The following is a 25,982-nucleotide window of genomic DNA, read 5'->3' on the forward strand; positions in this document are numbered from 1 at the left end:
GTTTTATTGTCAATCGGCTCACATTTTCCTCTTTTGCAGCTTGAGTCTGATGGGTTTGCCGCCTAATTTCTCGATCACTGAAACGATTCAGCTTTCACAAAAACAAGAGACACGAGGATAAATCCATGTTGAAGAGACTTTCCATTGCGGTACTGTTCACGCTGGGCGCCAGCTCGGGCCAGGCTGCCGGATTCCTGCTGACCGACTCCCAGCAGGGGCTGGATGTGGGGGACTGGAAGATCACCAGCGACAAGCTGGGGATCAAGAGTCCGGCACCGTTCAGCATCGAGAAGAAACGGCTGCATGGCGGGCGTCAGGAGGGGGTGGACCTGCTGATTGTCGACAACGGGGTGATGAAGATAACCCTGATCCCGACCCGCGGCATGGGGATCAAGGAGGTCAGAGCCGCCGATCTGCGCCTCGGCTGGGATTCGCCGGTCAAGGAGGTGGTCAATCCGGCCTTCATCGATCTGGAGAGCCGCGCCGGGCTCGGCTGGCTCGATGGCTTCAACGAGATGCTGGTGCGCTGTGGCTACGAGTGGACCGGTCACCCGGGAGTGGATGACGACGGCCGCCTCAAGAGTCTGCACGGCCGGGTGCAGAACATCCCGGCCTCCGTGGTCAGCGTGACCATAGACGAGGAGCCACCCTACGCCATTCACGTACTGGGCCGGGTGGATGAGCGCACCTTCAAGATGAGCGAGCTGGTCACCTGGACCCAGCTCAGCGTCGTGCCCGGTCAGGCGGAGTTTGCCCTGCAAGACAAGCTGACCAACCACGCCGATTACGAGAACGAGTACCAGATCATCTACCACGGCAACTTCGGGGCCCCCATCCTAGAGGAGGGCGCGCGCGTCAGCACCCCGGTGAAGCAGATCTCCCCGTTCAACGACTATGCCAAGGGGGGGCTGAAGAGCTGGCAAACCTATCTGGGGCCGACCAAGGGCTTCGACGAGATGGTGTTCAACCTGGTGCCCTACAGCGATGCCGAGGGCAACACCCTGGCGGTGCTGAACAACCGGGCAGGCAGCGCCGGGGTGGCGGTGGGTTACAACACCAGGCAGTTGCCGGTGCTGACCCTGTGGAAGAACACCGACACCCGGGCCCAGGGCTATGTGACCGGCATCGAACCCGGCACCAGCTATGCCTACAGCACCAAGTACCAGCGCCCGCTGGGGCTGGTCCCCAAAATTCAGCCGGGGGAGACCAAGACCTTCGATCTGACCTACCGCCTGCTGCAGAACGCCGACGAGGTGAAGCAGGCTCTAGCCAGGGTGGAGCAGATCCAGGCCGGTCGGCCCACCGAACTGCGCGACCAGCCGCTGGTCAAGCTGCCGTAAGTGACGGACAAACAGCAAAAAGCCGCTCTTGAAGCGGCTTTTTTATTTCCCTGAACCCGAGCGGTATCAGACGTGGTTGTACTCAGACATGGTTATACATCGCCTCGATTTCGCTCTGGTACTTGGACTCGATGATCTTGCGGCGCAGCTTCATGGTCGGGGTCAGTTCCCCCAGCTCCATGGAGAAGGCGCTCGGCAGCAGGGTGAACTTCTTCACCTGCTCGAACTTGGCAAGCTCTTTTTGCAGATCCTGAATGCGCGCCTCGAAGAACTCCACCACCTTGGAGTGGCGCAGCAGTTCGGTCTTGCACTGGTACTGCAGGTTGATGGAGCGGGCGTACTCCTCCAGCGACTCGAAGCAGGGCACGATCAGCGCCGACACGAAGTGGCGGGCATCGGCGACGATGGCGATCTGCTCGATGAAGCGATCCTTGCCGATGGTGCCTTCCACCAGTTGCGGGGCCACGTACTTGCCGTTGGAGGTCTTCATCAGCTCCTTGAGGCGCTCGGTGAAGTAGATGTTGCCTTCGCTGTCGAGTTCGCCGGCATCACCAGTACGCAGGAAACCATCCTCGGTCATCACCTCGGCGGTCGCTTCCGGCTTGTTGTAGTAGCCGCGCATCACGGTAGGGGAGCGCACCAGCAGTTCGTTGTTCTCACCCAGTTTCACCTCGATGCCGCAGAGCGCCGTGCCGATGGAGCCCAGCTTGAACTGGCTGTCTTCGTAGCAGCAGACGGTGGCGGTGGTCTCGGTCATGCCGTAGCCGTACTTGAGGTTGAGCCCCATGGCCTGGAAGAAGAAGTTCACCTCGTCGGCGAGGCGGGCGCCAGCCACCGGCAGGAAGCGGGTGCGGCCGCCAAAACGGGCGCGCAGCTTGCGAAACACCAGTCGCTCGGCGAGCCAGAGCTGGCCGTAAAGCAGCGGGGAGGCGGTTTTGCCCGCCTGGCGGGTGGCGACCATCTGCTTGCCCACTTTGGTGGCCCAGCCGAACAGGGCCTGGCGCAGACGCGGCGCCTGGGCCACCCTGGCCTGGATCATGGCGTAGGCCTTCTCGTAGAGGCGCGGCACGGCGCACATCACGGTGGGCTGCACCTCGCCGATGACATCCATCACCTTCTGCGGATCGCGGATGTAGACGTTCTCGGCGCCACAATAGAGCACGTAGTAGCTCCAGGCCCGCTCGAACACGTGGCTGAGCGGCAGCATGCAGAGCGACACATCCTGCTCGTTCAGATCGAGGCGGCTGTTGTGCATCTCGAAGCAGGCGGCGATGTTGGCGAAATCGAGCATCACCCCCTTGGGTTCACCCGTGGTGCCCGAGGTGTAGATCAGGGTCAGCAGGTCGTCCATCCGGTACTGGCTCTCGCGCTCGCGCAGCACCTGTTCGCTGGGCTGGTGGTTGCCGGAGACCAGAAACGTCTGGAAGTGGCTCGCCTGCGGGCAGCCGCGCAGGTTGACGTTGCTGTCGAGGGCGACCAGCTGGCGGATCTCGCCGTTTTCAACGAGCTGCAGCGCCTGGTCGAACTGAGGCTGTTCGCCGACGAACAACACCTTGATGCCGGCATCTTTGACGATGTAGCGCAGCTGATCCAGGGTGCTGGTGGGGTAGATGGGGACGCTGACGCCGCGGGCGGCCAGGATGCCGAGATCGGCCTGGGTCCACTCCGGCATGTTGCGGGCATAGATGCCGACCATCTCGGTGGGCTGGTGGCCGGCGCGGATCAGCGCCTGGGCACAGTAGTCCATGGCCTGTCCAAGAGTACGCCAGCCGATGGCACGCCACTGGCCATCCTGTTGTACGCGCAGGGCGGCCTTGTTGCCAAGCCGGGCGATACGCTCCCGCATCAGTCGAACCAGGTGGTGTTTCGGCATCAGTCAGACATCCTCAAGTAACAGTTGTACGCCCTAAGGGGCACTGAAAAATCGCGCTGGAGTTTAAACTCTAAGATTACAGCTTACAAGTGTTCGCCATTTGTCTTGGATCACAAAGTCGTCAATTAGGGGGCACTTGAGGCATGATGGGGGCTGACATGCGGAGCCATTCAGGGAGGGTGAACAATGAGTGTCGGCATCAAGGGGGTGGTGACCGGGGTATTGCTGTTATTGGCGGGGGCCGGCGGGCTCTGGTTTACGCTGGGTGGCACGGGGAGCGAGGAGGACAACCCCTGGCTGAGCGGCGCCGAAGGCTATGCGCAGGCGCTGCAGCTGGCCCTGCACAAGGGCTATCCGCTGCTCTACGTGATCGAACGCGCCAAATGCCGGCGCTGCAAGCTGCTGGATACCAGCCTGTGGCAATCAGCGGAGATGGCGCCGGTGCTGGCCCGGCTGGTCAAGGTGCGCCTCAATCCAGATGCGGGGGATGGCAGCGAGCACATACTGCGGCGCTTCCCGCAGGTGGCGACGCCGCCCGGCATCTATGTGCAGCAGCCGGGCGAGCCGCTCAAGCCCATCAAGATAGTGGTGGATATCCAGCAGATCTGGATGCCCGGGGTGACCTGGCAACGCGGTTTCTTCATGCCGCTCTCCGCCGCCGGGTTTGAGGCGGTGCTGCACACCACTCAGAGCCTGCAGGATCCGGCTCTCGACAACGCGCCGTTGTTGTAGTGTTGCTGCTGTATAGCGCGGCGGTTTAGCCGAAGTCGAACAGGCGGGACATCAGCACGGCATCTTCCCGATCCTGGCCGGTGCCGTAGTAGTCGGCGCGCCGGCAGTACTCGGCAAACCCTTCGCTCTCGTAGAGGCTGATGGCGGTGCTGTTGCCGGCCCGCACCTCGAGGAACCAGGCCTCGGCCTTGTTGGCCTTGCTGCGGGTGAGGTACTCCCTGAGCAGCGCTCGCCCCAGCCCCTTGCCCTGAAAGTCGGGGTGCACGCAGATGTTCATCAGCGAGCTGTCGCCCGCCACCAGATCCGAGATGTAGAAACCGGCCGGCTGGCCGTCGACCAGCAGCAGGCCGTTGAGGTAGCGCGGCCCGAAGCAGGAGAGCAGGTTGGCCTGGCTCCAGGGCTCCTTGTGGGCAGCCTGTTCGATGGGGTAGATGAGCTCGAAGTCGGTCTCGAGCAGGGGACGAAATTGCACCATGGTGGCTCCGGGTCGGGGCGGCTGAACGAAGAGAGGGTGGGGCTCGGCACTCAGCCGAGGCGCCCCTTGAGCTGCTGCCACAGCGCCCGTTTCTGGGCCGGGCTGGGCGCGAGCGGACAGATCAGGGCCTCTGGCCAGGCGGGATCGGCCGCCTCCAGCCAGAGCAGGGGCGGGGTGTGGCCGACGGGCAGGCTGCTCAGCAGGCTGACCTCGTCGCTGCCGATGCCGAGCAGCTGGCAGAGATCCGCCAGCAGGCTGGGGGCGGGCAGCCGGCTCGCCAGGATCCAGAGCTTGCCGCTTGGCGGCTCGCTCGGCACGGCCGAGGCGGGGGCCACCTCCTGCTCGCTTGCCGGGATCTCATTGGCCGAAGCGGGCGCAACCTGATGGCCCGCCAGCAGGGCTGGCCGGCGCAGTTGCCAGCTCGGGATGCCCATCCGGGCCAGCAGGTGTTGCCGCAGGCGACCGGATGCCTGGTCAGGTTGCGCGGGGGTGGGCTCCCGCGCCGTGGTCAGCTGCACTGGATCTTGCATGGACGATGACTCAGTCTTGATCTGCATTGATGAAAAAAGCTCTGCGCAGGGTACACTCGAACGCGTTTTGCTGCATCTTTTGCGGTATGTTTTAGCCAGGTGAGGCGGCCCGGCGCTCGGCAACCGGCCGGAGCGAGCCACAGGCGGCCTCCCGACAATCCAACAAGCAGGACAGGGAACCTTCGATTGCGTCGCGGGTGTGCCGGTTCCAGACAACCCCAGTATCGGAAGTGTGCCTATGCCACCTTTAGCATCACAGAATCTTCGTCTCGCCCCCATTCACGAGCGCCTGCCACGCCTGCTGTCGGCCCTCGGCGAGGGGCTCTACGAGCGCCAGGATGCCCTGCGGCTCGGTCTGCTGGCGGCCCTGTGCGGTGAGAGCGTGTTTCTGCTGGGCCCGCCCGGCATCGCCAAGAGCCTGATCGCGCGGCGTCTCAAGCTGGCCTTCTTCGATGCCCGCCACTTCGAATACCTGATGACCCGTTTCAGCACGCCGGAGGAGGTGTTCGGCCCCCTCTCCATTCAGGCGCTGAAGGAAGATGGCAAGTATCTGCGGCTCACCGCCGGCTACCTGCCGGAGGCCGAGGTGGTGTTCCTCGATGAGATCTGGAAGGCGGGCCCCGCCATCCTCAACACCCTGCTCACCGCCATCAACGAGCGGCAGTTTCGCAACGGCGACAGTCAGCACCCCATCCCCATGCGGCTGCTGGTGACCGCCTCCAACGAGCTGCCGGCCCCCGACAGCGGGCTGGAAGCGCTCTACGACCGCATGCTGGTGCGGATCTGGATGGACCGGGTGCAGGAGAAGGCCAACTTCCAGGCCATGCTGGCTAGCGACGGTCAATCCCACCAGAATCTGCCGCCCTCGGTGCAGATCCACGGCGAGGAGTACCTAGAGTGGCAGGAGCAGATCGACCGGATCCGGTTGCCGGATGACTGCTTCGAGCTCATCTATCAGCTGCGCCAGCAGCTCGACAGCCAGCTGGCCCACAGCTGCTATGTGTCGGATCGGCGCTGGAAGAAGGCCGTCAGGCTCATCAAGGCGAGCGCCTTTTTCAACGGCCGCGACGAGGTGGCCCCGCTCGATCTGCTGCTGTTCAAGGATTGCCTCTGGCATGACGAGGCCTCGCGCACCGCCCTGCTGGAGATGATGACCGAGTTCTCCCGCCTCTACGGCTATCAGCAGCTGGCCATGACTCGTCAGCTGATGGGGCTGCGGGAGCAGTTCAAGCAGCTCAAACAGAGCGTGGCCCAGCGCCTGTGCTGCAAGGCCAGAAAGCGCCAGCAGTGGTTCGGGCGCCGCGCCCGCGGCATCCAGATACCGCTGGCCAACGCCCGCCCGTTCGGCAAGCTGGCGCACTTCCACCTGCTCACCCCGGCGGCGCTGGATGGCGACGATCCGGAGCGGCTGGTGGAGACGCTGGTGTTCGACCGCACCCTGCTCTCCCACTGGCATCCCACCGGCGAGGCGCTGGTGGGCTGGCCGCTCGGCAACCCCAAGGAGGGCCACTACGAGCTGGTGCTGGACGACGAGCTGCGACTGCACGTGCTGGATCTGCAGCGCCAGCAAATTCCCCTGGTGCTGGTGGAGCGCAACCCCATCCCCGAGGTGGTGATCGCCCCCTGGCAGGCCGCCCTGACCGGGCTGCTGGCAGAAGCTGGCGTGCTGGCGCAGGAGCTCAAGCGCCAGCGCAACCTGTTCGAGCGCCATCAGCAGCACCTCTTCATCGGTCGCCACTGGCTGCAGCAGGTGGAGGACAGCTTCTTCGTGCTGAACCGGGATCTGGACCAGCTGCGCAGCGATCTCAGCCACTGGCACGACCGGCTGCCGCAGCTGGACGCCTGAGCCATGGCGAGCGCGAAAGGGACTGTGGTAAGCCTGGTCGGCGGAGGTCGCCATGCTTGAGATCGGCATGATGGATCTGGGGCTGCTCATCGGCGAGGGGGAGCTGGCGGGCGAGATGGCGCTGTTGCTGGCCTCCACTCCCAAGATCTCCGAGTTCATCAAGCGCTCCCCGCTGCAGGGCAGATTGTTGCAAAAGCGCATCCGCCGCTGGAGCGAACAGCTGGGGGAGGAGATGCGCCACAAGCCGGTGCCGGTGGCGCTGGAGCAGGAGTATCGCCTCTATCAGGCCCACAAGGGGTTGCCGCTGGCCGAGCTGATGGGGCGCCTGCCGGCCCTGCTGGACGGGCTGGAGCAGTACAGTCCCTTCGCCGGCGAGGCGCGCAGCCTGGTGCGCCAGCTGATGGCTCACCCCACCGACAGCCAGCGCCAGCTGCTGATCGAGAAGTGGCGCACCAGCCTGGTGGGCAGCCTGCTGCAGTTGCAGCAGCAGATCGCCGAGGCGGAGCGGGAGAAGCAGCGCCAGGAGATAGAAGATCAGCTGCTGGCGAGCCGTACCCTGGCCGATGCGCTCGATCCCAACCAGATCTCCGCCGGCGGGCTGTGGGATCTGGCGCAGGGCAGCTGGCACAAGCGCAGCCTGGTGCTGGTCAAGCAGTATGCCCGCATGCTGCAACGCGAGCCGCTGCTGGCGGAGATCGCCAACCTGCTGGGGCGCAGCCAGCAGGACAACCGGGCCAACGACTCGCCGGTGCCGCCGGTGCAGGTGCACGAGCTGGAGGAGGTGCAGACCGACGACGTGCCGGACGATCTGGTGGGTATTCACCCGGCCAGCGATCTGATGCGCCTCTTGCCGAGCGAGGCGGTGATGCTGGCGCTGCCGGAGCTGGAACTGGAGTTCTACCGCCGCTATCTGGAGCGGCGCCTGCTCAGCTACCAATCGCGTGGCACCCTGCCACGCCAGCGCATCATGCTGCGCACCCCGGAACTTGGTGGGCGGCAACTGCAGCAACGGGGGCCCTTCATCGTCTGCATCGACACCTCGGGCTCCATGGGGGGATACCCGGAGGAGTGTGCCAAGGCGCTGTTTCTGGCGCTGCTCAAGGTAGCGATGGACGAGAAGCGGGGCTGCTACCTGATGCTCTTCTCCACCGAGGTGGCGACCCTGGAGATCACCGCCGACACCGGGCTCGACAAGGCGGAGCGCTTCCTCTCCATGAGTTTTCACGGCGGCACCGATCTGGTGCCCTGCCTCGAGAAGGCCCTGATCAAGCTGGATGACCCCGCCTTTGCCAAGGCGGACGTGCTGGTGGTCTCCGACTTCATCGCCCAGAGCCTGCCCCACAGCCTGCTGGATCGGATGAACCGCCAGCGCCAGCAGCAGACCCGCTTTCACGCGGTGGCCATGTCCCGCCATGCCAAACCGGCGCTGCTGCGGGTGTTCGACAACAGCTGGCTGCTCGATTGCGGCCTGCGCGGGCGCCTGCTGCGGCGCTGGCAGCGCAGTTGAGACGGGCCGTCAGCAGCGAGGCTGGTGGCCGAGCCCCCGTTCGTTGACCTGTTCCTGATCCAGCAGCGGCTGGCCGCTCGGCTGGGAGACGTAAAAACCCTGCTTGCCGCTGCGCTTGACCCGATACATGGCCTGGTCGGCCCGGGCCAGCGCCGTGCTGAAATCATCCTGCGGCCGGATCGCCGCAATACCCATGCTCAATCCCACCGAGGCGTCGCCGTTGGGCAGCTCGAACGGGGTGGAGATGGCGTTGATGCACTGGCGGGCCAGGTGGCTGGTGCGGGGATCGTCGCTGGTCCAGGGCAGCAGCAGCACGAATTCGTCGCCGCCGAGCCGGCCTATCTTCACCCCCTCCTCGCAGCAGTCGCGCAGGCGGCGGGTGAGGGCGATCAGCAGCTCGTCGCCGGCGCGGTGGCCCAGGTTGTCGTTGACCTGCTTGAAGTCGTCGAGATCGATGAAGCAGATCGCCTGGTACTCCTGCGGGAACTGGCGCTGCAGTGCGGTGCGGTTGAGCAGGCCGGTGAGGGGATCCCGGTGGGCCAGCTGGGCCAGCTGCTGCTCGTACTCCTTCTCGTGGGTGATGTCGATGTGGGTACCCATCACCCGGATGGGATTGCCCTGTGCGTCCCGCTCCACCACCCGGCCCCGGTCCAGCACCCAGGTGGTCTTGCCGTCCTTGGCGATCATCCGGTGCATCACCTGATAAAACGGGCTCTTGCCGCTCAGGTGATCGAAGAAGGCCTGCAGTACCCGCTCCCTGTCTTCCGGGTGCAGGTGCTCGCGCCAGACGTCGAAGTGGGCTGACAGCTCCTTGGGCTGGTAGCCGAGCATGGCGCCCCAGCGGCGGTTGAAGATGATGAGCTTGCCGGTGGGCACATGGTTCTGCCAGATGCACAGGCCGGTGCCGTCCATGGCGGCTTCCAGCTTCTCCCGCGCATCCTCGGCGACCCGCTTGAGCCGTTCGTTCTCCTGCAGCAGCTTGTCGTAGGCCGCCTGCAGCTCCTGGTATGTCATCAACCCGCGCTTCCCTGTAGTGGATGGCGCTTATAGTCGATGCTGATTTTCCATCTGTAAAGAGGCACGAGGGGTCAGTGTGAGAGCCCGCCAGATCTGGCTGATTTTCTCTCTTTCTCCCTGGTGGCTGTGTGCTTGAACAAGGCAGGATATGATGGTCATAGTGAACACACCTGCCTAGCTGCACCACCAGAGGGGAAACCGAACCGGCATGAAACGCATCATGACCCTGATCCTGCTGACGGGATTGTGCACGCCCCTCGCCTGGGCGGCCCGGGCGCCGCTGACCGAACCCCAGCTCTCCCGCGAGCTGCAGCTGCTGGAAGAGGGCTTCCAGCCCGACCGCATATTCCGGCTGCGCATCGCCGCGCTGGTGGCGAGCAAGGATGAGTATCCCCTCGACGTGCAGGGGCGCATCGTGCGCCTGCAGTGCTGGGCCATGCCCGCCGAGTGGGACAGCGAGTATCGCGCCGTGGTGGCCTTTGCCGATCAGCAGCTGGCCATCGCCCGGGCCCGCAAGGACAGGATCACCGAGACCGGCCTGCTCACCTGTCGCGGTTTTCACCAGCAGCTGCTTGGCAACATGGACCAGGCCAAGGCCGACTATCAGCAGGCGCTGGTACTTGCCCGCCGGCTCGGCGATCGGCTGCAGGAGGCCGACATTCTCAGCTTTCGCGGCGACATGTACGCCTATCAGGGGGAGCTGGCGGAGGGGCTGATGGAGCTTATCGAGGCGCACAAGCGCTTCGAGTCGCTGGGGCAGGACGGCAAGGCGCTGGCCCAGATCGCCAACGCCTACCGGCGGATGGGGCTCTACGAGCGGGCCGAGGGCTACTTCAAGGAGCTGGAGCACGACTACGGCACCCTGGGGGATCAGGAGCGGCTGGTGGACATCCGCTCCCAGCAGGGGCTGCTCTATGCCGAGATGGGGGAGTATGAACGGGCCCTGCCGCTGATGATCCAGGCCGAGCAGCTCTACCGCTCCCAGCAGAAGGAGGGGTTGCTGGCCTGGATCCAGATCGAGATCGCCACCATCCTGCTCAACCAGAACAAGGTGGCCGAGGCGGTGAGCAAGCTGCAGCAGGCGGATGCCATCCTGCGCAGTGGCGAGAGCTCCGACAGCGTGACTTTGGGCAACTGGTGATGGGGATGGCGGAGGCGGCGCAGAGCAACCCGACCAAGGCGCTCTACTACCTGGCCCAGGCCGAGCCCATCTTCGTCAAGGAGAAGAACCAGCGCTTCCTGGCGCGGGTCTACGAGGTGCGGGCCCGGATCCTGGAGCAGCAGGGCCAGATCAACGGGGCGCTGGCCAGCCTCAAAAAGTACGTCGAGACCAAGCACTCTCTGGAGCGGGTGCTCAGGGAGCAGCGTTCGTTGCAGATGCGCTTCGAGTTCGATCTGGCCCGCAAGGAGTTGGAGAACCAGGCCCTCAAGACCAAGCAGCTGCTGCAGGAGGCCAAGCTCAAGCAACTGCAGGAGCGGCGCCACTGGCAATATGCAGTGGTCATTTTGTTGCTGCTGGTGATGGGCATGCTGGCGCTGCATCAGTTCAACCGCTCCCGCAAGATGCGCCGGCTCGCCATGACCGACGATCTGACCGGGCTGCACAACCGCCGCCAGATCCAGGCCAAGGGACAGGCCTGGTTCAAGCAGGCGCGAGAGCATGGCCGGACCTTGTCGGTGCTGCAGCTCGACATCGATCACTTCAAGCAGGTCAACGACACCTTGGGCCACCACATGGGTGACAAGGTGCTGGCCGAGGTGGCCAGCTGCGTCGCCGCCCAGCTGCGCTCCCTCGATCGGGTGGGGCGCAACGGTGGCGAGGAGTTTCTGGTGCTGCTGCCCGACACCAGCCTCGACGAGGCGGTCGAGGTGGCGGAGCGGATCCGCCATCGGGTCGCCCAGCTGCGCATCGACGGGATGCCGGAGGGGCAGCCGGTGCACGTCAGCATCGGCTGTGCCCAGTACAGCCCCCTCGACGAGAGCTTCGGCGATCTGGTGCAACGGGCCGACGAGGCCATGTACCGGGCCAAGCAGGCGGGCCGCAACCAGGTGATGCGGGCGGAGTAGGGGGCGCAGGCTCCCCTGCTCGCCTGCAAAGCCGGGCTGGGTATTTTTCACTCGCGCGGGTATAATGTCGCGCAATTTTGCTTTGGCTCAGGTGAGAAGACCCATGTAACGCAACCCTCTCCCTCTCTCCACCGGTTGGTCTGATGCCAGCTTGGTGTGGCTCGTTGCGTATCCATGCCGGACCGTGAGTCAATGCGGCACTCCGGAATTATCCCACGGTGGCTTAAGGCCGCCGCCCAATAGAAGAACGTTGAATTATGTCAGCTGAATTTCTGAGTGAAGTCTCCAAGAGACGCACTTTTGCGATCATCTCGCACCCGGATGCGGGTAAAACCACCATCACCGAAAAAGTCCTGCTGTTCGGACAGGCCATTCAGCGCGCCGGTACCGTCAAGGGCCGTGGCTCAGGCCAGCACGCCAAATCCGACTGGATGGAGATGGAGAAGCAGCGTGGTATCTCCATCACCACCTCGGTGATGCAGTTCCCCTATGCCGATTGCCTGGTCAACCTGCTCGACACCCCGGGTCACGAGGACTTCTCCGAAGATACCTACCGTACCCTGACGGCGGTCGACTGCTGTCTGATGGTCATCGATGCCGCCAAGGGTGTTGAAGACCGGACCCGCAAGCTGATGGAAGTGACCCGGCTGCGCGACACCCCCATCCTCACCTTCATGAACAAGCTGGACCGTGAAGTGCGCGATCCGATGGAGGTGATGGACGAGGTGGAGCGCGAGCTCAACATCATGTGCGCCCCCATCACCTGGCCTATCGGCTGTGGCAAATCCTTCAAGGGGGTCTACCACCTCTACAAGGACGAGACCTATCTGTATCAGAGCGGTCAGGGCCACACCATCCAGGAGAAGCGGGTGGTCAAGGGGTTGAACAACCCCGAGCTGGATGCCGCCATCGGCGAGGATCTGGCAGCCCAGCTGCGCGGCGAGCTGGAGCTGGTGCAGGGTGCCTCCCCCGAGTTCGATCACGATGCCTTCATCGCCGGCGAGATGACCCCGGTCTTCTTCGGTACTGCGCTCGGCAACTTCGGTGTCGACCACATGCTGGACGGCCTCACCGACTGGGCACCGTCGCCCATGCCGCGCAAGGCCGAGAGCCGTGAAGTGGCTGCCACCGAGGAGAAGTTCTCTGGCTTCGTGTTCAAGATCCAGGCGAACATGGACCCGAAACACCGCGACCGTATCGCCTTTATGCGCATCGTGTCAGGTACCTACTCCAAGGGCATGAAGATGCGCCACGTGCGCATCGGCAAGGACGTGAACATCTCCGACGCCGTGACCTTCATGGCCGGTGACCGGGAGCAGGCGGAAGACGCCTTCGCCGGCGACATCATAGGTCTGCACAACCACGGCACCATCCAGATCGGCGACACCTTCACCCAGGGTGAGGATCTCAAGTTCACCGGCATCCCGAACTTCGCGCCGGAACTGTTCCGCCGCATCCGCCTGCGCGACCCGCTCAAGCAGAAGCAGCTGCTCAAGGGGCTGGTGCAGCTCTCCGAAGAGGGCGCGGTGCAGGTGTTCCGTCCGCTCATCAGCAACGATCTGATCGTTGGTGCGGTCGGTGTGCTGCAGTTCGACGTGGTGGTATCGCGTCTGAAGAGCGAATACAACGTCGAGGCGCTGTACGAGGCGGTCAACGTCTCCACTGCCCGCTGGGTGGAAGGGACCGACGTCAAGAAGTTCGAGGAGTTCAAGCGCAAGAACGAGGTCAACCTGGCCCTCGATGGTGGTGACAACCTCACCTATATCGCGCCGACCATGGTCAACCTGCGCCTGGCCCAGGAGCGTCACCCTGACGTCCAGTTCCGCCAGACCCGCGAGCACTGATAAGGGCTTGCCCGCTAGGCAGACAAGATAAAAAAAGACCCCGCCCAGGCGGGGTCTTTTTTTGCATGGCGATCAAGGTGCAGATGGGGGATGAGCTGCCATCACCCGTCGACAAGGGGGGTAATGCCCCCTATAAAGGAGGCTGTTACATGATTCAGGGAGTGATGCATGTCGGTCGAACTGCCCGTCGAGGCACAATTTCAAGCTTACAACGCCCACGATCTCGAGGCCTTCCTGGCCTGCTTCTGCGAGGCGTTCAAGGGATACCGGATGCCGACGGAGAGCCCGAGCACGGTGGGCAAGGGGGCGCTCAGAGCCTTCTATGCCGAGCATCGTTTCAACAACCCGGCTCTGCGGGCAGAGCTGCTGTCGAGAACCGTCATCGGCAACAAGGTGTTTGATCACGAGTTGATCTATGGCCTCTCCCCCGAGCCGCTGGAGAGCATGGCCGTCTTCGAAGTGGAGGCGGGCCTGATCAAGACGGCCTGGTTCTACTTCCCCACCTGAAAAGCGCCCAGCGTTCCTGTCTGCCTTGGCCTGACTGCCAACACCGTCCGCTAACACCGGCTGGTGTCAGGCCTCGCCCTCCATGCCGCTGGCGAGGTTTGCCAACCAGCGTTTGACCAGCAGCAACTCCTCCTCGGCCAGCGGGGCGGCCAGCTCCTGCTCCAGCCGGGCGACCCTGGTCTTGGCCTCGGCCAGCAGCGCGGCGCCCGCCGGGCTCAGGCTGAGCTGCTGGATGCGGCCATGCTGGAGGTGAGGGGTGCGGGCCAGCAGGCCGCTGCGCTCCAGGCTGCTCACCATGGGGCTCACCGTCTGGGGGGTGAGCAGGGTGAGCCGGGCGAGCTCGGCGTTGGAGCTGCCGGGGTAGGCATCCAGCATGGTGAGCAGGGCAAACTGGGGCGCCGTGATGGGCAGGTCCGCCAGCGCCCGCTCCATGCGCAGGCGCTGGGCGGCCGCGGCCTGGCGCAGCAGATAGCCGAGGTGACCCGCTTCGCCGCGCTTGCCCTCGCCGGGGGCGGGCAGGGGGATGGGCTGCTCTGTACTCAAGGGGGGCTTGTTTATCATGTCAGGGTGCTGATATGTTGTTCGTGCCCTGATATTAAATCATGCCCAAGGAGAACACCAGAATGAGCACCCGCATCGATTACCCTGACTTTCGCCAGCTGCTGCCGGCGGCTCACGACGCCCTGATCGCCGCCGGCAAGGCGGTGGACGAGGCCGGCCTCGACAAGAGCCTGAGCGAGCTGGTGAAGCTGCGCGCCTCCCAGCTCAACGGCTGCAGCTTCTGCCTGCAGTATCACCTGAACATCGCCCGTCGCAGCGGGGTGGGGCAGGCCAAGCTGGATCAGCTGGCGGCCTGGCGCGATGCCACCGTGTTCAGCGCCCCGGAGCGGGCGGCCCTGGCCTGGACCGAGAGCCTGACCCGGCTGCCGCCGGACGGCGTGCCCGACGCCCTCTATGGCGAGCTGCGCGAGCACTTCAGCGAGGCCCAGATAGTGCAGCTGTCGGTGACGGTGGCCACCATCAACAGCTGGAACCGGCTCGGGGTGGCGCTGCGTTTCGTGCCGCCCGCCGCCCAGCTCTGAGCGGCAGGCAAACAAAAGGACGGCATCGCTGCCGCCCTTTTATCCTGAGCTGATCACTCAGGCCGGTCGCTGACCATCGTCGGCGCCAAGCGCCAGCACCATGCAGATCTCGCAGGCATCGTGGCCGGTGCAGCCAAGCGGGCCCGGCAGGTGCTCGAAGCCCAGGGATTCGTAGAGCGCGGTGGCCTCGCGCAGCACGGCGGTGGTCTCCAGGTAGCAGCGCTGATAACCGAGCGCGCGCGCCTCGTCCAGCGCCTGCAGCACCAGCCGGCGTCCCAGCCCCAGTCCGCGCAGGGAGGGCATGAAGTACATCTTCTGCAGCTCGCAGACTTGCCCCTCTTCCCCCGCCAGCGGCGCTATGCCGCCCCCGCCGAGAATGGTGCCATCCGGCCCCTCGATCACCCAGTAGCGGCTCTGCGCGCCCTGATAGGTCTCATGCAGCCGATCCAGATTGGGGTCGGCCACCCCGTAGCCCTTGTCGGCGGTGAGCCCGTATTCGGCGGAGACGGCACGGATCACGGCGGCGATATGGGGGTTGTCGGCGGCTGTGATGGGACGGATGCGGTAACCCTGCTGGCGACGGGCACGGGAGAGGGCGCTGCGATAGAGGCGCAGGCCGGTCCACAGCTGCTCACGCTCGGCGAGGGTGAGCTGGGCCAGGGTCTCTTCCATGGCGCTGTCCATCTCCTGATGCAGATCCAGCAGCTGGGCCTGGCCGGCGATGGTGAGGCGCGCCTCCTTGCTGCGACCATCGGACGGATGGGGGTGCCAGCTGATGAGCTCGCGCTCGGCCAGGCGGGCCAGCGGGCGGCTGGCGTTGGACTTGTCGATGCGCAGCCGTTCGGCCAGTTGCTGGTTGGTGGCGGGGCCGCTCTCCAGCTCGATCAGCAGATGGGCTTCGAGCGGACTGAGCGCCAGTTCGCCGCACTGCTGGGAGAGCATGCCGAGTTCACGTACCAGATCGCGCGACAGGGCGCGCAGGGGGCGGGGGTCCATATCAGGCTTCCTATTTGGTTGTCATCAACAACCAATATAGCCAACTAGTTGTTACTAGCAACTTTTTTATTGGGTCAGCGAAGGATCACGAAACCGGCGGGTATGACAAGCAGGCACAAAAAAGGGCCCGGGAGGGGGCCCAAACATTGGAAACCCGCGCGAGGGCGCGGATCCCATCCTTGGTCAGGCAAGGTGCTGGCGAGCGTTAGACCAGCTCGGCCAGCATGGTGTCGGCATAGGGAACCAGGGCGTCGCCCTGCTGCACTTTGGCGAGGTAGTCCGGGTTGGCGATAAGCGGGCGACCGATGGCGACGAGGTCGAAGCGGTCGGCCTTGATGGCCTCGGCTGCGGTCTCGGCGCTGTAGTTGCCCACCCCCACCAGATGGCCGTCGTAGCGGGCGCGCAGGTAGTCGGAAGCGCGGCCGTCCAGGTAGTCGAAGGTGAGGCTGTCATCGAAGATGCCCAGATGCACATAGGCCAGGTTGCGCTGGTTCAGCTCGGCCAGCAGGTGGTCGAACACGGCGCGATCCCGCGCATCCCCTTCGAGGTGCACATAGGCGCCGGGGGAGAGGCGCAGGCCCACCCGATCCGCGCCGATGCGGGCATTGATGGCATCCACCACCTCCAGCGCGAAGCGGCTCATGTTCTCGGGGCTGCCACCGTAGTTGTCGGTGCGCAGGTTGCTGGCGTGGTGCAGGAACTGATCGATGAGGTAGCCGTTGGCACCGTGGATCTCCACCCCGTCAAAGCCCGCTTCGATGGCGTTGGCGGCGGCCTGGGCGTAATCCTCGACCAGCTGGGAGATTTCGCTCTCGGTCAGGGCGCGCGGTACCTGATAGACCAGCTCGCGCATGCGCGGCACAGTGCCCTCATGGGCGACGGCAGAGGGGGCCAGCACTTCGGCGTGGTGGAAGAAGGGGTGGGAGAGACGACCCACGTGCCACAGCTGGGCGAAGATCTTGCCGCCGTTGGCATGCACGGCGCCGGTCACTTTCTTCCAGCCGGCGATCTGCTCGGCGCTGTAGATCCCCGGGGTATTGGGGTAACCCTGCCCGTCCGGCCGGATGATGGTGGCTTCGGAGATGATGAGGCCGATGTCGGCGCGGCGCGCGTAATAGGCGGCCATCTGCTCGGTCGGCACCAGGCCCGGGCCTGCCATACAGCGGGTGAGGGGAGCCATCATGAAACGGTTGGCGAGGGTGAGGGTGTCGTTGAGGCGATAGGGCTGAAACAGGGTATTCATGATCGTCTGTCCTGAGGGAGTGATTCTTGAACGTGCATTCAAGACGTTTTTTGTTTTGTGTGCAAGTCTTTTTTGAACGAGCATTCAACATGGGTTGGTGTTGCCGGCCCGCTGGGGTAAACTTGCCGCCCTCTTATTTCCCCTCGCCGGCCCCTGGTCGGTGAATCCGCTTTTTCAACGGAGAAACCATGCGCAGCGCCGAGTTCAACCGGGACGACGTCTTGCGAAATGCCATGGAGGCATTTCGGGCCAAGGGTTACGCCAAGACCACCATGCAGGAGCTGGTGGCGGCGACCGGGTTGCATCCGGGCAGCCTCTACGCGGCGTTTGGCAACAAACGCGGCCTGCTGCTGGCGGCGGTCGATCACTATGTGCAGGAGAAGAGCGCCCTGCGGCACAGCTTCTTCGCCGCCGCGAGCCCGCTGGCGGGGGTGCAGGCCTACCTCGAGCAGGTGGTGAACGACGCCCTCTGCGGCACCTGTCTGGTGACCCGCACCCTGATGGAGCTGGCAGAGCAGGACGAAGAGCTGCACCTGAAGCTCAAGGCCATCTATGGCGAGCTGGATGCCGATCTGGCGGCGGTGCTGAGCCTGGCCCTCGAGCGCGGCGAGCTGGCGGCCGGGCGCGACATCCCGACCCTGACCGCCTTCCTGCTCATCAACATTCAGGGCCTGGTCACCTTCGCCCAGTGCCGCCCCGATCCCGCCCTGCTGGGCGGCGTGGTCACCCAGTTGATGACGGCCCTGCGGGCGTAATGCGCCGCCCATAAACAACCATGGCTCCCGCGGGAGCCATGGTTGTTTATGGGGATGTCATACACCGCCGGGTTGTTTGCTCCCTTCTCCCCTTGCGGGAGAAGGGTTGGGGATGAGGGGGAGGTCACACGCCGCCGGGTTACTCCGGATTCACCAGCTCCTTCATCAAATCCTTCAGCCACACCAGCGCGGGTTGCTGCGCGTGAACGGGATGCCAGACGCAGTTGAGGTGATAATCCGGCACATCTTCGGGCAGCGGCAGGCTTTTCAGCGGCCAGTGGCTGGCGAGCAGCTCGGCCACCATGCTGGGCAGCACCAGCAGGTGATCGCTCTGGCTGACGATGGCAGCGGCGGACATATAGCTCTGGCTGTTGACCGAGATGGTGCGACTGAAGCCCAGTGTCTTCAGATAGCGGTCGAGGCTCGCCTCCGAGGTGCCAAGTGGCGAGTGGAACACGTGGGGCATCTCGATCAGCTGCGCCAAGCTGATGCGCTCGGCCAGGATCGCCGGCTCATCCCCACTCTCTGCGAGCGCCGGGGCGGCCATCGGCAGATCGGCGCGCACCAGCCCGGCCAGCGGCTCGGTGAGCCAGGTCTCCTTGCCGAGATACCCAGGCACCTGCATGTATTCGTCAAAGCCGAGCACCAGATCGATTTCGCCGCTCGCCAGCTCGGCTTCGGGCAGGGTGTCGCGCAAGATGCGGATCTCGATGGTGACTGCGGGCGCCAGCCGTTTGAGGCGCTGGATGAGCGGCGGGATCAGTACGCACTCCACGTAATCCGTGGTGCAGAGCACGAAGCGGCGCTTCGACTGGCTCGGCTCGAACACCTCCTCGTCGCTGAGTTGCTGCTCTAGCAGCCGCAGCGCCTGCTGTACACCAAGATGCAGTCGCTGCGCGCGCGGGGTTGGCAGCATTCCTTGCGGGGTGCGCACCAGCAGGGGATCGCCAAAGAAGGTGCGCAGACGATTGAGCGCATGGCTCATGGCGGGCTGGCTGATAAAGAGGGTTTCGGCGGCGCGGGTGACGCTGCCCTGCGCCATCAGGGCGTCAAAGGCGAGCAGCAGGTTGAGGTCGAGCTGGTGCAGTTTCATCAAGATTATTTGCCAGGCTTATGGGACAATCCATCCTATTCATTTGATGGATGTGAGCGCAACTTCTTACACTGCGACCACTGTTATTTTTCCAGGATCCCCGCGCCGCGTTTTCACGCCTGCGGGGTCTCAATCCATGCAAGGAGCCTTGCGATGAGCATCAAGACCATGAACACCACGCCGGCCGCTGACGGCTTCACCATGCCAGCCGAGTGGGCACACCAGCAGGCCGTCTGGATGATCTGGCCGTTTCGCCCGGACAACTGGCGTGAGGCCGGTCGCTTCGCGCAAGCCACCTTTGCCAAGGTGGCGGATGCCATTGGGCAAGCGACCCCGGTCTTTATGGGGGTACCGGCCCAGTTTATGGAGCAGGCTCGCGCAATCATGCCTGCCCATGTCACCCTGGTCGAGATGAACAGCGATGACTGCTGGGCCCGCGACAGCGGCCCCACCATCGTCACCAACGCGGCCGGCGAGTGCCGTGGGGTGGATTGGGGCTTCAACGCCTGGGGTGGCCACAAGGGCGGTCTCTACTACCCGTGGGATCAAGACGAGCAAGTGGCGGCCCAGATGCTGGCACAGCACGGCATGGCCCGTTACGACGCGCCGCTCATTCTGGAAGGGGGCTCCATCCATGTCGACGGCGAAGGCACCTGCCTGACCACCGCCGAGTGCCTGCTCAACGAAAACCGCAACCCGCACCTGAGCAAAGAGCAGATCGAAGCGCACCTGCGCGACTATCTGGGTGTGCAGAGCTTTATCTGGCTGGACGAAGGCGTCTACATGGACGAGACCGACGGCCACATCGACAACATGTGCTGCTTCGTGCGTCCGGGTGAAGTGGCCCTGCACTGGACTGACGACCAGAACGATCCCCAGTACGCCCGCTCCGTGGCCGCCCTCAAGGTGCTGGAAGCGGCGGTCGATGCCAAGGGTCGCAAGCTGAAAGTGTGGAAGCTGCCCCAGCCAGGCCCGCTCTACTGCACTCAGGAAGAGTCTGCCGGTGTCGAGAGCGGTACCGGTGTGCCGCGCGAGGCAGAAGGGCGTCTGGCCGGCTCCTATGTGAACTTCCTCATCACCAACGATCGCATCGTCTACCCGCTGCTGGATGCCGCCACCGACGGCGAAGCCCAGCGCATTCTGGAAGAGATCTTCCCGGAGCATAAGGTCGTCGGCGTGCCGGCCCGCGAGATCCTGCTGGGCGGTGGCAATATCCACTGCATTACCCAGCAGATCCCTTCAGGTCAGTAAGCTGGTCGAAGAGTGTAGACATTCAAAACCCCACGCCGTGGGGTTTTATCTCTTGATGACGTGATGGTCGCAGGCGCTGATGCGGCGATCATCATGACAAACCGTCACCCTTTACAGGAGATCCCCATGATCGAAGTGACCGAGGTTTCCATTGCCGAGCTGCGCGGTGCGCTCGAAGCAGGCCACACCACAGCGGTCGAACTGGTCAAGGCCTATCTGGCCCGTATCGAGGCTTACAACGGCCCCGAGACTGCCACCAAGCTCAACGCCCTCGTGGTGCCCAATCCCGATGCGCTGAAAGAGGCGCAAGCGTCTGATGCGCGCCGTGCCCGTGGCGAAACTCTGGGGCCGCTCGACGGCATCCCCTACACCGCCAAAGACAGCTATCTGGTCAAGGGGCTGACCGCCGCCTCCGGCAGCCCGGCCTTCAAGGATCTGGTGGCCCAGCGCGATGCCTTCACCGTTGAGCGCCTGCGCGCCGCCGGTGCCATCTGCCTTGGCAAAACCAATATGCCGCCGATGGCCAATGGCGGCATGCAGCGCGGCGTCTATGGCCGTGCCGAGAGCCCCTACAACGCCGACTACCTGACCGCGCCGTTTGCCTCCGGCTCTTCCAACGGGGCTGGTACCGCCACCGCCGCCAGCTTCTCCGCCTTTGGTCTGGCGGAAGAGACCTGGTCGAGCGGCCGTGGCCCGGCCTCCAACAACGGCCTGTGCGCCTACACCCCGTCCCGTGGCGTCATCTCGGTGCGCGGCAACTGGCCGCTGACTCCGACCATGGATGTGGTGGTGCCCTATGCCCGCACCATGGCCGATCTGTTGGAAGTGCTCGATGTAGTGGTCGCCGACGATGCCGACACCCGTGGCGATCTCTGGCGCATGCAGCCCTGGGTTCAGCTGCCCAAGGCCTCTGAAGTGCGTCCGGCTTCCTATCTGGAGCTGGCCGCCAAGCCCGATGCCCTCAAGGGCAAGCGCCTCGGCGTGCCGCGCATGTTTATCAACAAGGATGAACTGGCCGGCACCAGCGAAAACCCCGGTATCGGCGGCCCGACTGGTCAGCGCATCCATACCCGCGACTCCGTGATTGCCCTGTGGGAGCAGGCCCGTCAGGCACTGGAAGCCGCGGGCGCCGAAGTTATCGAGGTGGACTTCCCGCTGGTTTCCAACTGCGAAGGGGACAGACCCGGCGCGCCGACCGTGTTCAATCGCGGCATCGTGAGTCCTGAGTTTCTCAACGACGAGCTGTGGGAGCTCTCCGGCTGGGCGTTCGACGACTTCCTGCGCGCCAACGGCGATCCCAAACTCAACAAGCTGGCCGATGTGGATGGCCCCCAGATCTTCCCCCACGATCCGGGCACCTTGCCGAACCGCGAGGGTGATCTGGCGGCGGGCATGGACGAGTACGTCAACATGGCCAAGCGCGGTCTCAAGCGCTTTGACGAGATTGCCTCGGTGCCGGACGGTCTGTGTGGGCTGGAGCAGACCCGCAAGCTGGATCTGGAGGACTGGATGGACGGGCTCAAGCTCGACGCCGTGCTGTTCCCCACCGTCGCTGACGTCGCCCCGGCCGATGCGGATGTAAATCCGGCCTCCGCCGATATCGCCTGGAGCAATGGCATCTGGGTTGCCAACGGCAACCTCGCTATCCGCCACCTCGGCGTGCCGACCGTCACCGTTCCTATGGGCATCATGGCCGATATCGGTATGCCGGTGGGCCTGACCTTCGCCGGCCGCGCCTATGACGACAATAACCTGCTGCGCTTTGCCTCGGCCTTCGAGTCCACCGGCAGCAAGCGTATGGTGCCACCACGGACACCGCCGTTGGGGTGATTGGTGGCTGGGGCTACATATCTCGTGTTAGCCCGGTGATAACGAAAACAAAACCACCCGCCATTTGGGTGGTTTTTTTATTTTCAGTGTAGAGAGATCAGAATGGAAAGGAGCAGGTACGGCGCTAAGTTTGTGGAAACTAGGGAAGACTGCGTGTTCTCGATCAGTAACATTATTTCAGTGCCTATAGGGGCCCTAGATTTATGAACGAAGTTTGTAGCCTCATCTAACCTCAAAAGTTAGAGCTGCTATCAACGATCATGCCACTGAGAAAGGCTTTTTAGGGGGAGATAGCAGCACACTCAACTTACATTTACGATACATACTGAAGGGGTATTATCTCAATAGTATATATTAAAAATCTCTACTATTATGCCACAATTATATATCTTTATAAGCTAGTGGGTTCAATAATTTCTTCATATATCAACTGACCATGATCAATTTTATTGAAATCAATATCAATGGAAGATTCATTTCCAGAGAAATCTTTGAACTTAAACCTTACGACACTTACTTTATCTGTCGTCGCTTTATCCACGACAAAAGGCATAAAGACGTGTTGAGCTGTATCTTTCTGAAATACACATACATTGGGAAAAAGTAACTCTCTCGGGGGCGATATCTTATGAGGAACACCATTGATATCAGAGGTTATATTCCGTGGAACAAAAATCCTTCCTGGAAAACAGCTACCATTTATATATTTTACAGATATCTCAACATCTTTGGGGTGAAAATTTCTGCCCAATGATGATACGCTCAATTTATATAAATATAGAATTCCAGCAGAAATTACCTCTCCGGTTTTATTGTCTGTCATTGTCATATTATCAATACTTATGCAAGAGATAACTTTCCCAACTAATTTAGCCTTTCTGAATTTTTCATAAAAATACGGAGAAAGCCATGCAGATGCACCGACAAAACTTGCTACCATAGTTAGCGTTTCTTTATCCATGTTGATTTATAAATCCATTCTGGTTGGTGTTATGTTTACTTGGTGAATTATTACTTGTTAACGCGTTTCTGTATTGTCTATTAAATTATGAATTAGAGATTTTTAATGTATTTTTTGCGATATGATATATCAATAAATCCTCATCAGTCCATAGACGTCTTCAACGTGTTGGGGGGGGCTAGCTAAGCGAATTTTGACGATGAAGAAATGAAGCTACTATGCAGCCCTTGTTGTAAGGAACGATCCGTTTTGTGCCATGGTAAACTGACGATTGCGCTGTGCTAATCATCTCTAAATCATTGGGTTTATTACATGCATTTGGCATTTTTCTCCCCCTCTCCCCCTCACCCCATCCCTTCTCCCGCAGGAGGAGAAGGGGGCAGATATGCCCTGCTGTGATTGTGTGTTGGCTATGTGGTGCTGGTGAGTATAAGTGGTTTGGTTATGGCACTTTCCATCTCCTCTCCCTCGAGAGAGGGCCAGGGTGAGGAGGCTGTTTTACTCATGAGTTGCCGTTTGTTCCCGCCATCTCACAGACGACTTTCCGTCATTCCATTTTCGACTTTTCCGCAATGTTCCCCGCGCTGCCAACTGTAATCTGTGTCGCGATTAGCCCCTCACTTCACCCAGACTTCACACAACCTCATTTTCCCCTCACAAATCCCCCGTATTTTCTGCCCACTGATAAATGGGCCCGGCTTGTCACAGGGGTGACGAGGGGCCGGTTGGAGCGAGGGAGCAAGATGATGAAGGGTTGGATAAAGTGCGGGCTGGCCGGGGCCGTGGTGCTGATGGCGAGTTTCTGGGGGGGCAGCGTGCGGGCGGCGGGGATGTCGCTGACGCAGGTGAGCGGCCCTGTCTACGTGGTAGAGGACAACTACTACGTGCAGGAAAACTCCATGGTCTATTTCGGGGCCAAGGGAGTGACTGTGGTGGGGGCGACCTGGACGCCGGATACCGCCCGCGAGCTGCACAAGCTGATCAAACGGGTCAGCCGCAAGCCGGTGCTGGAGGTGATCAACACCAACTACCACACCGACCGGGCAGGCGGTAACGCCTACTGGAAGTCCATCGGTGCCAAGGTGATATCGACCCGCCAGACCCGGGATCTGATGAAGAGCGACTGGGCCGAGATTGTCGCCTTTACCCGCAAGGGGCTGCCGGAGTACCCGGACTTGCCGCTGGTGCTGCCCAACGTGGTGCACGAGGGCGACTTCACGCTGCAAGAGGGCAAGCTGCGCGCCTTCTACCTGGGCCCGGCTCACACGCCGGACGGCATCTTTGTCTACTTCCCCGACCAGCAGGTGCTCTATGGCAACTGCATCCTCAAGGAGAAGCTGGGCAACCTGAGCTTTGCCGATGTGAAGGCCTATCCGCAGACACTTGAGCGGCTGAAAGCGATGAAGCTGCCGATCAAGACGGTGGTGGGCGGTCACGACTCACCGCTGCACGGGCCCGAGCTTATCGATCACTACGAGGCGCTGATCAAGGCCGCGTCCCAGTCATAAGCTGGCGCGGCGGCAGCCTAATGACGCGCTGGACGCACTAAAGAAGGCACCCGGCCGGGCGTTTCTGGCAGGGGGACGCCCTTGCCTCCAGTTTCGGGCTGTTCAAGGGCGGCCCCCTTTCATAAGATGGGCCTCTCTTCACGCAGTTAGCGGGCCTTTCGTGATGCACGCAATTCAAGACGAACAACCCGATTCACTTGGCCGCCTCAAGCAGGCTTTCATCACCGGCATGTGGGCGTCCCTTGCCAGCATCATCATCGGCTTCGCCTTCAAGGTGTGGCTGGCGCAGTGGGTGGCCAAGGGGGATCTGGCGCTGTTCAACAGCGTGGTGGATTTGATCTCGCTGTCCCTCATCCTGATGACCGGCTTTCGCTCCTCCATGGTGGTGAGCTACTCCCAGACCAAAAACGATCGGGACATCATCAATATCTTCCGCTACTTCCTCATCGGCATGGTGCTGCTCACCTGGGGGCTGGTGATCCCCTACATCAAGCACGGGCTCCATATCCGGGCTGAATATCTGCAACTGGTGGGGGTCATCTTCGGGCTGGGGCTCAAGGTCTACTTCACCAATCTGGTGGCCATGTACCGGATGTACGGGATCTCCAACCGGGTCACCTGGCTGGAGCCGCTGGCCAACGGTCTGCTGTTTATGGCCTGCTACTTTGGGCTGGGGATGGATGCCCTTGCTTCGCTCTTCTACGGGCTGACGTTCTCTTCGCTCGGTATCGCCGGCTACATGTATCTGCACAGGCGCCGGGCCATCGCCACCCGGCCGCTGGCCAAGGTCGAGCTTGGCCCCGAGATGCGCAGCTATGTGAAGAAGAGCTTTACCGCGTCCCTCGAGGCGGGGGCCAGCATCCTGATGATCTACATCACGGTACTGCTCACCATCCGTCACTTCAGCCTCGACGAGCTGGGGGATTTTCAGGTGGTGGTGCGCCCCATTTTCACCTACATGACCACCCTGTTCGTCTTCCCCATCTACCGCTTCGTGCTGCCTGAGCTGGCGGTCAATCTGCGCAGCGGCGATCACCGCCAGATCCGCCTGATCCGGCGCTGGATCTTCCGCCTCAGCGCCATCGTCAGCCTGGTGTTCTTCCTGGTGATGCTGCTGGCGGGCAAGCCGCTGGTGTCGCTGCTGTTCCCGGCCGACTATCTGGGGGCCGTACCGGTGCTGTTGCACTTCTCCCTCTTCTTCATCTTCATGATGCTCAACGGCTACCAGCTCGCCTACATCAAGGCCCACGGTCACTTTACCCAGAGCCTGCTGATCCGGGCGGTGGGCATAGTGGCGCTGGTGGCGGCCTACTACCTGGTGGCCCGCTTCACCACCAACGTGGTGGCCATTATCGTGGCGCTCGGCCTCGGCTATCTGGTGATGTTCGTGCTCTCCACTTTGGCCGAGCAGCGCATCCTGCGGGCCCTGCCGCCCGTGCTGGCCACCGATTCATAGCAGCCTGCGGTTAGCCGAAAAACAAAAAAACGCCCGACTGGGCGTTTTTTATTGGCGGTGCCGGAGCGG

At 62.7% G+C, this 25,982-nt stretch carries 21 protein-coding genes and 1 pseudogene; 13 read left to right on the forward strand and 9 right to left on the reverse strand.

Going from position 1 to position 25,982, the window contains the following annotated elements; genetic code table 11:
- Positions 1–125: 125 nt before the first annotated feature.
- Positions 126–1,340: an aldose 1-epimerase family protein gene (locus AHA_RS03635; RefSeq protein WP_011704678.1), complete on the forward strand. Its 1,215-nt coding sequence runs from the start codon at positions 126–128 to the stop codon at positions 1,338–1,340.
- A gap of 82 nt (positions 1,341–1,422) precedes the next feature.
- Here the strand turns inward: AHA_RS03635 and AHA_RS03640 are convergent, their stop codons facing one another.
- Positions 1,423–3,213, reverse strand: a complete 1,791-nt coding sequence (locus tag AHA_RS03640) for an AMP-dependent synthetase/ligase (RefSeq protein ID WP_011704679.1) — start codon at positions 3,211–3,213, stop codon at positions 1,423–1,425.
- Between the two features lie 186 nt (positions 3,214–3,399).
- On the opposite strand from AHA_RS03640, the gene AHA_RS03645 reads away from it, so the two are divergent.
- On the forward strand, positions 3,400–3,945 hold the full coding sequence (locus AHA_RS03645) for a thioredoxin domain-containing protein (RefSeq protein ID WP_011704680.1): 546 nt from the start codon (positions 3,400–3,402) through the stop codon (positions 3,943–3,945).
- Between the two features lie 25 nt (positions 3,946–3,970).
- Here the strand turns inward: AHA_RS03645 and rimI are convergent, their stop codons facing one another.
- Both rimI and AHA_RS03655 read right to left on the reverse strand, forming a co-directional pair.
- On the reverse strand, positions 3,971–4,420 hold the full coding sequence (rimI, locus tag AHA_RS03650; RefSeq protein ID WP_011704681.1) for a ribosomal protein S18-alanine N-acetyltransferase: 450 nt from the start codon (positions 4,418–4,420) through the stop codon (positions 3,971–3,973).
- 50 nt (positions 4,421–4,470) lie between these two features.
- On the reverse strand, positions 4,471–4,950 hold the full coding sequence (locus AHA_RS03655) for a DNA polymerase III subunit psi (protein ID WP_077392295.1): 480 nt from the start codon (positions 4,948–4,950) through the stop codon (positions 4,471–4,473).
- 238 nt (positions 4,951–5,188) lie between these two features.
- On the opposite strand from AHA_RS03655, the gene AHA_RS03660 reads away from it, so the two are divergent.
- Both AHA_RS03660 and viaA read left to right on the forward strand, forming a co-directional pair.
- Positions 5,189–6,796: an ATPase RavA domain-containing protein gene (locus tag AHA_RS03660; protein ID WP_162498688.1), complete on the forward strand. Its 1,608-nt coding sequence runs from the start codon at positions 5,189–5,191 to the stop codon at positions 6,794–6,796.
- 52 nt (positions 6,797–6,848) lie between these two features.
- Positions 6,849–8,303 carry an ATPase RavA stimulator ViaA gene (viaA, locus tag AHA_RS03665; RefSeq protein WP_077392294.1) on the forward strand — a complete coding sequence of 485 codons (1,455 nt, stop codon included), beginning with the start codon at positions 6,849–6,851 and terminating at the stop codon, positions 8,301–8,303.
- Between the two features lie 9 nt (positions 8,304–8,312).
- On the opposite strand, the gene AHA_RS03670 is transcribed toward viaA, so the two are convergent.
- Positions 8,313–9,317 (reverse strand): sensor domain-containing diguanylate cyclase, encoded by a 1,005-nt coding sequence (locus tag AHA_RS03670; protein WP_011704684.1) that lies wholly within the window; start codon positions 9,315–9,317, stop codon positions 8,313–8,315.
- A 223-nt stretch (positions 9,318–9,540) separates the two neighbouring features.
- Between AHA_RS03670 and AHA_RS21995 the strand changes: the two are divergent.
- The 3 genes and pseudogenes from AHA_RS21995 (at position 9,541) to AHA_RS03685 (ending at position 13,738) form a co-directional block, all read left to right on the forward strand.
- Positions 9,541–11,387 (forward strand): annotated as a pseudogene (locus tag AHA_RS21995) (diguanylate cyclase).
- A 254-nt stretch (positions 11,388–11,641) separates the two neighbouring features.
- The gene (gene prfC / locus AHA_RS03680; protein WP_085946238.1) at positions 11,642–13,231 is read left to right on the forward strand and encodes a peptide chain release factor 3; all 1,590 of its coding nucleotides are present in this window, start codon (positions 11,642–11,644) and stop codon (positions 13,229–13,231) included.
- Between the two features lie 168 nt (positions 13,232–13,399).
- Positions 13,400–13,738, forward strand: coding sequence for a nuclear transport factor 2 family protein (locus tag AHA_RS03685; protein ID WP_011704688.1), 339 nt, complete (start codon positions 13,400–13,402; stop codon positions 13,736–13,738).
- A gap of 66 nt (positions 13,739–13,804) precedes the next feature.
- On the opposite strand, the gene AHA_RS03690 is transcribed toward AHA_RS03685, so the two are convergent.
- Positions 13,805–14,299 carry a MarR family winged helix-turn-helix transcriptional regulator gene (locus AHA_RS03690; RefSeq protein ID WP_011704689.1) on the reverse strand — a complete coding sequence of 165 codons (495 nt, stop codon included), beginning with the start codon at positions 14,297–14,299 and terminating at the stop codon, positions 13,805–13,807.
- 62 nt (positions 14,300–14,361) lie between these two features.
- Between AHA_RS03690 and AHA_RS03695 the strand changes: the two genes are divergently transcribed.
- A complete protein-coding gene (locus AHA_RS03695) occupies positions 14,362–14,820 on the forward strand; it encodes a carboxymuconolactone decarboxylase family protein (protein WP_011704690.1) in 459 nt (152 codons plus the stop codon).
- Between the two features lie 57 nt (positions 14,821–14,877).
- On the opposite strand, the gene AHA_RS03700 is transcribed toward AHA_RS03695, so the two are convergent.
- A complete protein-coding gene (locus tag AHA_RS03700) occupies positions 14,878–15,816 on the reverse strand; it encodes a bifunctional helix-turn-helix transcriptional regulator/GNAT family N-acetyltransferase (protein ID WP_011704691.1) in 939 nt (312 codons plus the stop codon).
- A gap of 205 nt (positions 15,817–16,021) precedes the next feature.
- Positions 16,022–17,059, reverse strand: a complete 1,038-nt coding sequence (locus tag AHA_RS03705; protein WP_164927545.1) for an alkene reductase — start codon at positions 17,057–17,059, stop codon at positions 16,022–16,024.
- A gap of 188 nt (positions 17,060–17,247) precedes the next feature.
- Between AHA_RS03705 and AHA_RS03710 the strand changes: the two genes are divergently transcribed.
- A complete protein-coding gene (locus AHA_RS03710; RefSeq protein ID WP_011704693.1) occupies positions 17,248–17,814 on the forward strand; it encodes a TetR/AcrR family transcriptional regulator in 567 nt (188 codons plus the stop codon).
- Between the two features lie 139 nt (positions 17,815–17,953).
- Here the strand turns inward: AHA_RS03710 and AHA_RS03715 are convergent, their stop codons facing one another.
- The gene (locus AHA_RS03715; RefSeq protein WP_164927784.1) at positions 17,954–18,907 is read right to left on the reverse strand and encodes a LysR family transcriptional regulator; all 954 of its coding nucleotides are present in this window, start codon (positions 18,905–18,907) and stop codon (positions 17,954–17,956) included.
- Between the two features lie 153 nt (positions 18,908–19,060).
- Between AHA_RS03715 and aguA the strand changes: the two genes are divergently transcribed.
- Positions 19,061–20,158: an agmatine deiminase gene (aguA, locus tag AHA_RS03720; protein ID WP_011704695.1), complete on the forward strand. Its 1,098-nt coding sequence runs from the start codon at positions 19,061–19,063 to the stop codon at positions 20,156–20,158.
- 126 nt (positions 20,159–20,284) lie between these two features.
- A complete protein-coding gene (locus AHA_RS03725) occupies positions 20,285–21,988 on the forward strand; it encodes an amidase (RefSeq protein ID WP_011704696.1) in 1,704 nt (567 codons plus the stop codon).
- Between the two features lie 391 nt (positions 21,989–22,379).
- On the opposite strand, the gene AHA_RS03730 is transcribed toward AHA_RS03725, so the two are convergent.
- Positions 22,380–22,949 (reverse strand): hypothetical protein, encoded by a 570-nt coding sequence (locus AHA_RS03730; protein WP_139348848.1) that lies wholly within the window; start codon positions 22,947–22,949, stop codon positions 22,380–22,382.
- A 743-nt stretch (positions 22,950–23,692) separates the two neighbouring features.
- Between AHA_RS03730 and cphA the strand changes: the two genes are divergently transcribed.
- Together cphA and AHA_RS03740 are read left to right on the forward strand one after the other, a co-directional pair.
- On the forward strand, positions 23,693–24,457 hold the full coding sequence (cphA, locus tag AHA_RS03735) for a CphA family subclass B2 metallo-beta-lactamase (RefSeq protein ID WP_081398937.1): 765 nt from the start codon (positions 23,693–23,695) through the stop codon (positions 24,455–24,457).
- A gap of 163 nt (positions 24,458–24,620) precedes the next feature.
- On the forward strand, positions 24,621–25,913 hold the full coding sequence (locus AHA_RS03740; RefSeq protein WP_011704698.1) for a lipopolysaccharide biosynthesis protein: 1,293 nt from the start codon (positions 24,621–24,623) through the stop codon (positions 25,911–25,913).
- Positions 25,914–25,982 lie beyond the last annotated feature (69 nt).

It is taken from the genome of Aeromonas hydrophila subsp. hydrophila ATCC 7966 (genome assembly GCF_000014805.1).
Classification (GTDB): domain Bacteria; phylum Pseudomonadota; class Gammaproteobacteria; order Enterobacterales; family Aeromonadaceae; genus Aeromonas; species Aeromonas hydrophila.